11 protein-coding genes and 1 pseudogene are annotated in these 11,995 nt (G+C 71.8%); 7 read left to right on the forward strand and 5 right to left on the reverse strand.

Translation table 11 applies throughout. From position 1 onward, the window contains the following. The 6 genes from hutU to VFL99_RS01795 form a co-directional block, all read left to right on the forward strand. Nucleotides 1-1,454 (forward strand): urocanate hydratase (hutU, locus tag VFL99_RS01770; protein WP_325104603.1); only part of this gene is annotated, 1,454 nt, incomplete at its 5' end. 5 nt (nt 1,455-1,459) lie between these two features. Beyond that, entirely contained in the window at nt 1,460-2,713 is a 1,254-nt protein-coding gene (locus tag VFL99_RS01775; protein ID WP_325104604.1) for an allantoate amidohydrolase, read from the forward strand. Continuing rightward, entirely contained in the window at nt 2,710-4,161 is a 1,452-nt protein-coding gene (locus VFL99_RS01780) for a formimidoylglutamate deiminase (RefSeq protein WP_325104605.1), read from the forward strand. Before VFL99_RS01775 ends, VFL99_RS01780 begins: the two co-directional genes overlap by 4 nt. Then, complete coding sequence (gene hutI, locus VFL99_RS01785; RefSeq protein ID WP_325104606.1) at nt 4,158-5,357, forward strand: imidazolonepropionase; 1,200 nt, start codon at nt 4,158-4,160, stop codon at nt 5,355-5,357. Before VFL99_RS01780 ends, hutI begins: the two co-directional genes overlap by 4 nt. 109 nt (nt 5,358-5,466) lie before the next feature. After that, the gene (locus VFL99_RS01790) at nt 5,467-5,826 is read left to right on the forward strand and encodes a TfoX/Sxy family protein (protein WP_325104607.1); all 360 of its coding nucleotides are present in this window, start codon (nt 5,467-5,469) and stop codon (nt 5,824-5,826) included. A gap of 94 nt (nt 5,827-5,920) precedes the next feature. Beyond that, nucleotides 5,921-6,724, forward strand: a complete 804-nt coding sequence (locus tag VFL99_RS01795) for a class I SAM-dependent methyltransferase (protein WP_325104608.1) — start codon at nt 5,921-5,923, stop codon at nt 6,722-6,724. A gap of 302 nt (nt 6,725-7,026) precedes the next feature. Here VFL99_RS01795 and VFL99_RS01800 read toward each other — a convergent pair whose 3' ends face one another. From VFL99_RS01800 to VFL99_RS01820, 5 genes are all read right to left on the reverse strand, one after another. Next, nucleotides 7,027-7,611, reverse strand: coding sequence for a hypothetical protein (locus VFL99_RS01800; protein ID WP_325104609.1), 585 nt, complete (start codon nt 7,609-7,611; stop codon nt 7,027-7,029). A 72-nt stretch (nt 7,612-7,683) separates the two neighbouring features. Beyond that, entirely contained in the window at nt 7,684-8,565 is an 882-nt protein-coding gene (locus VFL99_RS01805; protein WP_325104610.1) for a polysaccharide deacetylase family protein, read from the reverse strand. A gap of 95 nt (nt 8,566-8,660) precedes the next feature. Next, a complete protein-coding gene (locus VFL99_RS01810) occupies nt 8,661-9,632 on the reverse strand; it encodes an asparaginase (protein ID WP_325104611.1) in 972 nt (323 codons plus the stop codon). A 111-nt stretch (nt 9,633-9,743) separates the two neighbouring features. Beyond that, nucleotides 9,744-11,102 (reverse strand): DUF7405 family protein, encoded by a 1,359-nt coding sequence (locus tag VFL99_RS01815; RefSeq protein ID WP_325104612.1) that lies wholly within the window; start codon nt 11,100-11,102, stop codon nt 9,744-9,746. A gap of 212 nt (nt 11,103-11,314) precedes the next feature. Further along, on the reverse strand, nt 11,315-11,803 hold the full coding sequence (locus tag VFL99_RS01820) for a hypothetical protein (protein ID WP_325104613.1): 489 nt from the start codon (nt 11,801-11,803) through the stop codon (nt 11,315-11,317). Here VFL99_RS01820 and VFL99_RS01825 point away from each other — a divergent pair. Continuing rightward, nucleotides 11,790-11,995: pseudogene (locus VFL99_RS01825) on the forward strand (hypothetical protein); the annotation flags it as partial. The gene VFL99_RS01820 and the pseudogene VFL99_RS01825 sit on opposite strands and share 14 nt — an antisense overlap.

Genomic DNA, 11,995 nt, shown 5'->3' on the forward strand with positions numbered 1-11,995 from the left:
CCCTCGAGCCGGACGAGACGATGCTGGTGCAGTCCGGCCGTCCCGTCGGCGTGCTGCGGACCCACGAGTGGGCGCCGCGCGTGCTCATCGCCAACTCCAACCTCGTGCCCGACTGGGCCACCTGGCCGGAGTTCCGCCGCCTGGAGCACCTCGGCCTGACGATGTACGGCCAGATGACCGCAGGCTCCTGGATCTACATCGGCACGCAGGGCATCCTGCAGGGCACCTACGAGACCTTCGCCGCGGTCGCCGAGAAGCGCTTCGGTGGCACGCTGGCCGGCACGCTCACCCTGACCGCCGGCTGCGGCGGCATGGGCGGGGCGCAACCGCTGGCGGTCACCCTCAACGAGGGCGTCTGCCTCATCGTCGACGTGGACGGCAAGCGGCTGCAGCGCCGGGTCGACCACCGCTACCTCGACGAGGTCGCCGACGACCTGGACGACGCGATCGGGCGGGTGCTGGCCGCCAAGAAGGACAAGCGGGCCCTGTCCGTGGGTGTCGTCGGCAATGCCGCCGAGGTCTTCCCCGAGCTGCTGCGTCGCGGCGTCGACATCGACATCGTCACCGACCAGACCAGCGCGCACGACCCGCTGTCCTACCTGCCCGAGGGCATCGGCGTGGGCGACTGGCACGACTACGCCGACAAGAAGCCGGACGAGTTCACCGACCGGGCCCGCGCGTCGATGGCCAAGCACGTCGAGGCCATGGTCGGCTTCATGGACAAGGGTGCCGAGGTCTTCGACTACGGCAACTCCATCCGCGACGAGGCCCGCAAGGGGGGGTTCGACCGGGCCTTCGCCTTCCCCGGCTTCGTGCCCGCCTACATCCGCCCCCTGTTCTGTGAGGGCAAAGGCCCGTTCCGCTGGGCCGCGCTGTCCGGCAACCCGGAGGACATCTACAAGACCGACCAGGCCGTCATGGACCTGTTCCCCGAGGACGAGAAGCTGCACAAGTGGCTGCGCGGGGCGCGGGAGAAGGTCGCCTTCGAGGGTCTGCCGGCCCGGATCTGCTGGCTCGGCTACGGCGAGCGCGACAAGGCCGGCCTGAAGTTCAACGAGATGGTCGCCAGCGGGGAGCTCGAGGCGCCGATCGTCATCGGCCGGGACCACCTCGACTGCGGCTCGGTCGCCTCGCCCTACCGGGAGACCGAGGCGATGGCCGACGGCTCCGACGCCATCGCCGACTGGCCGCTGCTCAACGCCCTCATCAACACCTCCTCGGGCGCGACCTGGGTGTCGCTGCACCACGGCGGTGGCGTCGGCATCGGCCGCTCCATCCACGCCGGGCAGGTCTCCGTCGCCGACGGCACCGAGCTCGCCGCACAGAAGCTCGCCCGCGTCCTCACCAACGACCCGGGCATGGGCGTGATCCGCCACGTCGACGCCGGCTACGAGCTGGCCGACCAGGTCGCTCAGGAGCGCGGCGTACGGGTGCCGATGCGCGAGGGCGAGTGAGCGGTATGCCGGAGCGCACCGACGTGCCCTCCCTCCCCTTGGCTGCCGGGCCGCAGGCGTCGTTCGACGCGATGTGGGCGGACCTGCAGCCGGTGGGTCTCGAGGCCTCGACCGGTGGCTACCGCCGCTTCGCCTGGACGGGGGAGGACCACGACCTGCGCGAGTGGTTCGCCGCCGAGTGCGCCCGGCGAGGGCTGGATCTCACCACGGACCGGATGGGCAACCAGTGGGCCTGGTGGGGCGACCCTGATGCTGCTGCCGCTGCCGGCCGCCCCGGCGTGGCGGTCGGATCCCACCTGGACTCGGTGCCCGACGGCGGCGCGTTCGACGGTCCGCTCGGGGTCGTCAGCGGCCTGGTCGCGATCGATGTGTTGCGGGAGAACGGCTTTGCCCCGTCCCGGCCGATCGGCGTGGTCAACTTCGTCGACGAGGAGGGCGCCCGGTTCGGGGTCGCCTGCGCCGGCTCCCGCGTGATCACCGGCGCGATGAGCGCCGACCGGGCGCGGTCGCTGACCGATGCCGACGGGGTCTCGATGGCCGAGGCGCTGCGCTCCGCCGGTCGCGACCCGTCGGCGCTGGGCCGGGACGAGGAGACGCTGCGCCGGATCGGCTGCTTCGTCGAGCTGCACGTCGAGCAGGGCCGGGGCCTGATCGACCTCGGCCACCCGGTGGCGGTCGGCACCGACATCTGGCCGCACGGCCGGTGGCGGTTCGACTTCCCCGGCGCGGCGAACCACGCCGGCACCACCCGGCTGGAGGACCGCCAGGACGCGATGCTCGGTTACGCCGACACCGTCCTCGCCGCCAGGAGCGTTGCGGCACAGCGTGGTTGCGTTGCGACCATCGGCAAGGTCGTCGTCGAGCCGGGTGGGGTCAACGCCATCCCCAGCCACGTCACCGGCTGGCTGGACAGCCGCGGCCCGGTCGAGTCCGACGTCCGGGCGGTGGTGGCCGAGCTGTCCTCCCGGGCCGAGACCTACGGCGCCACCGTCACCGAGGAGTCGTGGACCACCACGACCCGGTTCGACCAGACGCTGGCCGTCCGACTCCGGGACACCCTCGGCGGCGAGGTGCCCATGCTCGGCACGGGCGCCGGCCACGACGCCGGGGTGCTGGCCAACCACGGGGTCCCGACGGCGATGCTGTTCGTGCGCAACCCGACCGGCATCTCGCACTCGCCCGAGGAGTTCGCCGAAGCCGAGGACTGCCACCGCGGCGTCGCCGCCCTCGCCCGCGTGGTCGAGGACCTGGCGCGATGAGCCCCACGACCCCCACCAATCCGCCGACTGACGACCCCGTCGGTGGCGTGTCGGCCGAATTTCCGCCGCAAAACGCCACCGACGAGGTCGTCAGTGCGGGGGTGGCGGAGCGGCAGCGGGAGCCCAACACACCGACGAGGTGGTGGGCGGCCTACGCCCTGCTGCCCACGGGACTCGCCCGCGACGTGACCTTCGAGGTCGAGGACGGACGGTTCGCCTCGGTGACGCCCGACACCGAGCCGGGCGGCGCCGAGCGGCTGCCCGGCGTCGTGCTCCCCGGCCTGGCCAACGCGCACAGCCACGCCTTCCACCGCGCGCTGCGCGGCCGCACCCACGACCGGGGCGGCACCTTCTGGACGTGGCGCGAGCGGATGTATGCCGTCGCGCGCCGCCTCGAGCCCGACAGCTACCTCGCGCTCGCCCGGGCGACCTACGCCGAGATGGCGCTGGCGGGCATCGCCTGTGTCGGCGAGTTCCACTACCTCCACCACCAGCCGGACGGCACGCCGTACGACGACCCGAATGCCATGGGCGAGGCCCTGCGCCGGGCCGCGCGCGAGGCGGGGATCCGGCTCACGCTGCTCGACACCTGCTACCTCGTCGGCGGCCTGTCCGCCGACGGGCACGCTCCCCTGTCGCCCGAGCAGCAGCGCTTCGGTGACGGCGACGCCGAGCGGTGGGCCGAGCGTGTGGCCCGCCTGGCCGACGACGCGACCACCCGCATCGGCGCGGCGATCCACTCCGTCCGCGCGGTGCCCCGTGAGCACCTCGCCACCGTGGCCACGACCAACGGCGGCCGCCCGCTCCACGTGCACCTGTCCGAGCAGCCGGCGGAGAACGAGGCATGCCAGGCGTTCTACGGACTCACTCCCACCGGCCTGCTCGACGCCGAGGGCGTGCTGGGACCCCACACGACCGCCGTCCACGCCACCCACCTCACCGATGCCGACATCGAGGCCCTCGGCACCAGCCACACCACCGCCTGCTTCTGCCCGACCACCGAGCGCGACCTCGCCGACGGCATCGGGCCCGCCCGCCGGCTCCTCGACGCCGGCGCACCGCTGTCCCTCGGCTCGGACCAGCACGCCGTCATCGACCTGCTCGAGGAGGCCCGCGCCCTGGAGATGAACGAGCGGCTGGACACGTTGCAGCGCGGGCGGTTCCGGCCCGATGAGCTGCTCGCAACGGCGACCGACCACGCCTGCCTGGGTTGGACGGACGCCGGGCGCCTGGAGGCCGGCGCGCGCGCCGACCTGGTCGCGGTCCGCCTGGACACACCCCGCACCGCCGGATCCGCCCCCGAGCAGGTGCTGCTGGCCGCCACCGCCGCCGACGTCGACACCGTGGTCGTCGACGGGCGCGCCGTCGTGACCGGCGGCCGGCACGCACTCGGCGACGTGGGAGCCTTGCTGACCGACGCCATCGACCCCCTGTGGGAGGACCAGTGACCACCACCCTCGTCAGCGGCATCGCCGAGCTCGTCACCAACGACCCGCACCTCGAGGGCGCCGACCAGGGCGAGGGCCTCGGCCTGCTGCGCGACGCCGCGGTCGTCATCAGCGACGACGGTGACCACCCCACCGTTCAGTGGGTCGGCCCGGAGGGCAGGGCTCCTCAGGCGGATCGGAAGGTGGACGTCGAGGGGCGGGCCGTCATACCGGGGTTCGTCGACAGCCACTCGCACCTCGTTTTCGCCGGCGACCGGTCCGCGGAGTTCGCCGCCCGCATGACGGGTCAGCCGTACGACGGGGGTGGCATCGCCGTCACCATGGCGGCCACCCGCGCGGCCACCGACGACGAGCTGCGCCGGCTGGTCGCCGACCGGGTCGAGGAGATGCGCGCCCAGGGCACGACGACCGTGGAGATCAAGAGCGGCTACGGCCTCGACACCGACAACGAGGCCCGCGCCCTGCGGATCGCGCGTGAGTTCACCGAGGAGACCACGTTCCTCGGCGCCCACGTCGTCCCGCCGGAGGCGCGCGAGGACCGGGACGCGTATGTCCGGCTGGTCACCGGCCCGATGCTCGACGCGTGTGCGCCCCACGCCCGGTGGATCGACGTGTTCTGCGAGCCGAACAGCGCCCACGCCTTCACCGAGGAGGAGTCCCGGCGCGTGCTCCAGGCCGGCCGCGCGAAGGGCCTGGAGCTGCGCCTGCACGGCAACCAGCTCGGGCACGGCCCGGGTGTGCAGCTCGCGGTCGAGCTCGGTGCGGCGAGCATCGACCACTGCACCTACCTCAGCGACCGGGACGTCGAGGCACTGGTCGGAGCCGCCGACACGACGGTGGCGACGCTGCTGCCGGGCGTGGAGTTCTCCACCCGTTCGCCCTACCCGGACGGGCGCGCGCTGATCGACGCCGGGGTGAGCATCGCGCTGGCGACCGACTGCAACCCGGGCACCTGCTACTCCTCCTCGATGCCGCTCGTCATCGCCCTCGCCGTCCGCGAGATGGGCCTGACCCCGGGCGAGGCGCTCCGGGCCGCGACCGCCGGTGCAGCGAAGGCATTGCGGCGCAACGACATCGGCTGGATCGGTGTCGGGAGCCGCGCAGACCTGACCGTGCTGGCAGCTCCCTCGTACCTGCACCTGCCCTACCGCCCCGGGGTGCCGATCGCCTTCGCGTTGGACCCGACCGCCGCCTGAGCAGACCGCGGGGGCAGCTCGTCGGCGACCCGGGCGGACTGATCGCTCCTGCTGCTGGCAGGCCGAGCCGGGCTCCCGCTGGTCCGGTGCGCGGCATCATACTGACACCGTGGCGTATGACGAGGAGCTCGCCCACCGGATCCGCGAGACCCTCCGGGGCGAACCGGGCCTGACCGAGCAGCCCATGTTCGGCGGCCTGGCCTTCCTCCTCCACGGCAACATGGCGGTCGCCGCCAGCGGTCAGGGTGGTTTGCTGGTGCACATCGACCCGGTCCATGCCGAGGAGTGGGTCGATGAGCCGTACGTGCAACGGATGGAGATGCGGGGCCGGACGATGGACGGGTGGCTGCGCGTGCACGCGGAGGCCATCGACGCCGACGACGACCTGCGGCGGTGGGTGGAGCGGGGCACCACGTGTGCCCGGTCGCTGCCGCCGAAGCAGCCGAAGCAGCCGCGACAGGCGACATAGCACGAGCGGACACCGCACGGGCTCAGGACGACCACCCGGCTCGCCTGGCCGACGACGGCCGGCGAAGTGTGCTCGTGCGGGAAGCTGCGGCAGGATGAGGAGGACGCCCAGGAGGTATGCCGTGCCGCCACACGAGTGGGACGCCCACACCTATGCGTCCCTGGACCTGCCGCACCAGCGGTGGGGCGCCGGGGTCATCGACCAGCTGCGGCTCACGGGCTCCGAGCGGGTGCTCGACCTCGGCTGCGGGCCGGGGCGGGACACGTTGCGGCTCCTGTCGTTGCTGCCGGAGGGGCACGTCGTCGCCCTCGACGCGTCGGAGCGAATGCTGGAGGAGCTCCGGCGGCAGCTGGCAGCGCACTCGGAGGCGCGCGGTCGCGTGACCGTCGTCCTCGCCGACCTGCGGGAGCCGCTGCCCCTGTCGGAGCCGGTGGACGTCGCCATGAGCGTCGCCACACTGCACTGGGTGCCGGACCACCCGGCGGTCTTCCGACACGTCGCCCGGGTCCTGCGACCCGGTGGCCGACTCGTCGCCGAGGCCGGGGGCAGGGGCAACATCGCCTGGGTGCGTGCTGCGTTGTGGCGGGCCGGGGTCGGAGGCAGCCCGGTGTGGGACGTCACCGGCGGCGGTGTCTGGAACTTCGCCGGCGTCGAGGAGACCGAGGACGCCTTGGCGGCAGCGGGATTCACCGATCTCCACGTCGAGCTCGTCCCCGACCCCGCCGTCCTGTCCCGTGGGGAGCAGCTCGAGACCTACCTCGCCACCGTCGTGCTCGGCGCCCACCTGAGGGAGCTCGACCCGTCCGAGCACGCCGCCTTCGTACGCACCGTCGCGGCCGAGTTGCCTGAGCCGGTCATCGACTACGTCCGCCTCCGGATCTCGGCGACGCGCCGCTGAGCGCCCGCGCCAGAGGTAGTGCACACGACGTGCTGAAGTAGCGTCGATGACCTGCTCGATGCAGCGCGCCTTGAGCGAAGCGGACCCGTCATTCGCGGACGCACCGACGGGCACCATCCTCCTCGAGGAGTGGCAAACGACCCCCTCATGTGTCATGTGTCAGGCCCCGTGCGGCGGCTGGTCCACAGCGAGGCGCCGGCCGGCGGGTTCCTCCTCACCGGAAGCGCGCCCCCGATCGACTTGCGGACGCGATCGTGAGCAGCGGCCTCCCCGCATCTGAGCCGGCCCGAGCGCCTACACCCTCACCGGGCAGCGCTGTCCACCTGGACCGGATACCCTGCGGCGATCGCGGCGAGGCTGGCCGGCGGGGTGATGAGGTCCACGGCGCCGCGCGACGGCCGCGCGCGTGGCACGTCATACCCGGACGTCGTCCACGGCACCACCGCGTCGTCGCGCACCAGCGCGGGTCCGTCCTCCAGCAGCACGAACACGCCGGCCGGCAGCGACCGCCACGGCAGCCGGTGCAACCGGCGGCGGTGCGTCCCCCGCACGAGTCGCTCGGTGTGCAGCTGCCGGTCCAGCTGCGTCGCCGACGGGACCTCGACCCCCAGCCCGGTCGCCCACGCCTCACGGTATGCCGTGTAGTCACCGCGCCGGCACTCCGCGCAGGGTCGGTGCCCCGCGCCGAGCGCCACGGCCTCGTCGTGGAAGTACAGCTGCGTGTAGTGGTGCGGCTGCCACTGCTCCCTGTGCCGGCCACGGAACTGCAGCCGGCAGGTGATCCAGAGGCTCGAGGCGTGAAAGCGGCGAATCTCGGTGCCCTCGTGCAGGATCCCGCGGTTACCCAGCCACGCGCCGCGCAACGGGATCGCCACGATGTCGCCCATCGGCGTCACCCTGTTGCACATCGCCACGGCCCGACGCTCCTCCCGCCCCAGCCCCGCCCGGTTCCGAGCCGGTCAGCCGCGCCGAGGTCGCCGGGCCGTGAAGTCATCCGCGATGGCGTCGAAGGTGGACCAGCGCACCCCCGCGTGGGAGTTGATGTGCTCGACCAGGCGCTCCAGCATGAGCAGGACCTGCGGCCGTCCCGAGACGTCGGGATGGACCGTCATGGTGAACACCGCATAGTCCAGTTCGCGGTAGACCCAGTCGAACTGGTCGCGCCACGTCTCCTCGAGGTGTCGGGGGCTGACGAATCCGTGGCTGTTGGGACTGGTCTTGACAAACAGCATCGGCGGCAGGTCGTCGAGGTACCAGCTGGCGGGGATCTCGACGAGGTCCGTCTCCTCACCACGGACCAGGGGCTTCATCCACTCCTCGGCGGGTTTGCCGTAGTCGATCTTCGTCCACGTGTCTCCGACGCGGACGTAGTACGGCTCGAAGTCTCGATGCATCAGCGAGTGGTCGTACTTGATCCCCCGATCCAGCAGGAGCTCGTTCGTGATGGGGGAGAACTCCCACCAGGGAGCGACATAGCCGGTGGGTCGTTTGCCGGTTCGGCTCTCGATGAGCTCGATGGAGTGGTCGAGGACGGCTGACTCCTGCTCGCGGCTCATCGCGATCGGGTTCTCGTGGCTGTAGCCGTGCGCTCCGATCTCGTGGCCGGAGGACACGACGAGGTCGAACTGCTCGGGAAAGGTCTCGATCGAGTGGCCGGGCCAGAACCACGTGGCGGGAAGTCCGTACTTCTCCAGCAACGCGTTCAGCCGCGGGACGCCGACTTCACCCGCGAACATCCCGCGCGAGATGTCGTCGGGAGAGTCCTCTCCCCCGTAGGAGCCCAACCATCCCCCGACGGCGTCGACGTCGATGCCGAAGGCGACGAAGATCTCTTTGGCCATGCCGAACACACTCCAGTCTTCTCGTTGCTCGAGGCCGCTCGACGGCTGCTTGAGGGCTGCTCGAGCTCCAGCTGCCGGGCCGTCCCGCCCGGGACCTACACGTAGGGCTCCAGCACCTCCTTGGTCACGGGGTCGCCGCTCGAGAGCAGCAGCGCGAGCAGCAGGCGGCCGTGGAAGAGCGGCAACCCGCCCAGGCTGAGTGCGCCGCTGGCCACCAGGTCGGCCGCTCCACCATTGCCGTAGATCTCGGCGACCGGCCCCTCGGCCACGCGGGTGGACAGCCCGATGACGGTGCCTGCCGCAGCGGCCCGGCGGACCCAGTCGCGGATCGCGTGGTTGCCGTTGCCGGCACCGGTCCCCGCCAGCACCACGCCCTGCGCGCCCGCGCTCACCGCCGCGTCAGCGAGCACCGCATCCGCCCCGGGGTAGAGGGCGACGACATCGACCCTGGTGCGATCGAACTCCGGCCCCGGCCGCGGCAGGGCCGCCGGCCGGACCGGGCGGGCCGTGAAGCGGGCAGCGCCCGCGACGACTCGCCCGACCGGTCCGCTGTCACTGGCCCGGAACGGCTCGAGGTCCAGGGTGTGGTGCTTGCGCAGGCGTGCCGGGGCGAAGATGTGGTCGCCGAAGCAGACGAGCGCACCACAGCCTCGCGCGTCCGGCGAGGCCGCGACGCGCACCGCAGCGGCGAGGTTGTACGGCCCGTCGCTGTCGGGCCGGTCGGCGGCCTTCTGCGCGCCGGTGAGCACGACCGGCTGCGGGGCGTCGTGCACGAGGTCCAGGAGGTAGGCGGTCTCCTCCATCGTGTCGGTGCCGTGCGTGACGACGACACCGTCCACGTCGTCGCGCTGCAGTTCCTCGGTGACGGCGTCGCAGATGGTCCGCAGGTCGGCGTGGGTGAACAGGTAGGAGCCTCGCCGCAGCAGGTCCCGCCCCTCGACCGCCACCCCGGGAACGTCGAGCCCGGCGACGAGTTCCTCCACGGTCCGACTGGCCACGGCCGGGCCACCGTTGCGACTGCTCGAGGCGATGGTTCCGCCGGTCGCGACGACGACGACGCGTCTCATGCCCCGTCCTCCCTCCTCCGTCCGGTGTCGCCGGAGGGTGTGCTGTCCACAGAGCGACGGCCCCCGGGAAAGGTCATCCCCGGGGGCCGCGTCACAGCAACTCGACCAGCGTCAGAGCAGCTCGGCCAGCGGGAAGCTGCGGTGGGCCCGCGGCGGGAGCACCATGTTCTGCCGGTGGGTGGTCACGAGGAACTTGGTGAAGCCGGCGTTCTCCTCCGGCAGGTTGTAGCGCTTCTGCAGGTCCATCCCGTCCATTTCCTTGCGCATCTTCTCGAAGTGCTGCGCGGAGGGGCCGAACCCGATGAAGTGCACGCCCGCGCGTCCCCGCGAGTCGATGCGGTCGGTCGTCGAGAAGCGGAACGGGTTCTCGACGGTGTCGAAGTCCTGGCGCAGGAAGAACACCGTGCCCTTCTCGAGCTTCTCGCCGTAGGCGGTCGTGGTGTCCTCCTTGACGCGCGACAGGAACTGCATCTGCGCGTTGTGCCCGACAACGCCGCTGCCCTCGGCATCCTTGTCGCGCTGCTCCTCGAACGTCGAGGTGGCCGGCGACTGGTCCGGGGAGAGCACGTCCGGCTCCTCGTTGCGGCGGGAGTTGAACATGCGGTGCAGCCGGTCCTTGTGCCCCATCGCGTACCACTGGTCGAGGTTGATCGCGATGTGCGACAGGTGCATCGACGTGCCGCCGGCGAAGTAGTCGTCCACCCCGCAGTCGGTGTAGCCGGGGATGGTCTCGAAGCTGGCGAGGTTGCCCTGGGCGAGCCCGTGCACGTGGCTGGAGGTGAAGCCCATGAACAGCATCGCTCCGGCCGGGACGTCGTCGGCGCCGGGAATGCCCATGCGCTGGGCCATGATCCGCGGCATGCCGTGGCCGGCGAAGCCGTACCGCGTGGTCGTGACGGTGAACAGGTCACCGAGGTAGACGCGCTCGGCCGGGATGCCGTTCAACAGCTGCTCCCCGGGACTGAACAGCGCATCGATGACCCGGTCGATGTGGTCCTTGTAGTCGCTCTTGAGGTGGAAGGCGATGTCGTGCTGCTCGAGCACGAGGTCCTCGGGGTCCTTCTCGAACCGGATCGAGTCGACGACGGCCCACTGTCCCTCGGTGCCGGCCATCGTCGACTTGGGCATGTGCTCGTCGGTGAGCTTGCTCGGGATGTGGTCGTGGAAGTAGGACAACCCGTAGGAGATCTGCGCGAAGAGGCCGGTCGGCCCCAGGGGGTAGGCCCGCTCGACCTCCTCCAGCGCGGTGTTCAACCGACGCTGCGCCTCCGCCAGAGCGGCGTGGTCACCTGCCGGGACATTGATCCTCGCCGTCACCACCGCGTGCCACAGCGGCACCACCGCCGCCGGGACCCCGAGGTGGTCCTCGGTGGTCACCCCCGGCAGCTCGTACTGGGTCTTCGGCGGCTCCAGCACCGTGCGCTTGGAGTAGTCGATCACTCCGGTCCAGTCGAACTCGGTCGTCGTCACATCCGTCTCCTCATCCTGATCGATCGCTGGTAACCCATCTCACCACCGAGTGACAGGACACGGCGCGGGAGGTGGTCTGTGCGTAGGTCACCGCGGCCGCGGCACAGCGCGTCGTGGTGGTCGCCTGTTGCGCCTCGACGGGGCAGGAATGCGGCCGGTTCGAGACCGGGCCCCACGACACGCTGCCATAGGACCACGGTCTCTGGAACGAGTCAAGAAACGCCGTGACGGTCGTCGTCACCCGGGCGCACGAGGATCTCCGACGCCTCACCCTGCCGAATGGTCAACGGCCGTCGCAGGAGCGCGCCCAGCCGGATGGCCGCCGCCCCGGTCGCCTCGTCCTCGACGATGCCCATGCGGGTCGGGAAGACACGCGCCCGCACCCTGCCCGCCGACGCGTCCTGCCACGCCCACACCTGCAGGTGCTCATCCGGTCCCGCGCCGGGGTGCGCCTCCACCTCCGCCGGTGCGGACAGCTGGTGCAGGTCGAACTCCAGCGCCCACTCCGGCCGCGCGCTGATCCACGTATGCCGTCCCTCGGCCCACGTGCGCACCTCACCCGCCGCCGGCCGCAGGACCGGCACGTCGAGGCCCTGCTGGTGCAGCAGCCACGCCGTCCCGACCAGGGGGTGCCCGGCCAGTGGCAGCTCGTCCGACCGGTCCTGCGCCGTCCCTATGCTCGGCGGTATGCCGACCCTCAACCGTGCTGCCCGGCTCGCCTTCAAGGCCCCGGTTCCGTTCTACGACCTCGGGCTGGGCACGCTGGTCGGGCACCGGTTCTGCCTGCTCACGCACCGCGGCCGTCGGTCCGGGTTCGTCTACCGCACCATGCTCGAGGTGCTGGACCGGGACCCGGCCAGCCACGTGATCCACGTGATCGCCGGGCTCGGCCG

The sequence above is a fragment of the Segeticoccus sp. genome, assembly GCF_035708005.1.

Bases quoted from the DNA above. Each gene is read 5' to 3' on its own strand.
- VFL99_RS01805 (WP_325104610.1), bottom strand. From the start codon at position 8,565: ATGGCCAAAGAGATCTTCGTCGCCTTCGGCATCGACGTCGACGCCGTC.
- VFL99_RS01795 (WP_325104608.1), top strand. From the start codon at position 5,921: ATGAGGAGGACGCCCAGGAGGTATGCCGTGCCGCCACACGAGTGGGAC.
- VFL99_RS01780 (WP_325104605.1), top strand. From the start codon at position 2,710: ATGAGCCCCACGACCCCCACCAATCCGCCGACTGACGACCCCGTCGGT.
- VFL99_RS01775 (WP_325104604.1), top strand. From the start codon at position 1,460: ATGCCGGAGCGCACCGACGTGCCCTCCCTCCCCTTGGCTGCCGGGCCG.
- VFL99_RS01800 (WP_325104609.1), bottom strand. From the start codon at position 7,611: ATGGGCGACATCGTGGCGATCCCGTTGCGCGGCGCGTGGCTGGGTAAC.
- VFL99_RS01810 (WP_325104611.1), bottom strand. From the start codon at position 9,632: ATGAGACGCGTCGTCGTCGTCGCGACCGGCGGAACCATCGCCTCGAGC.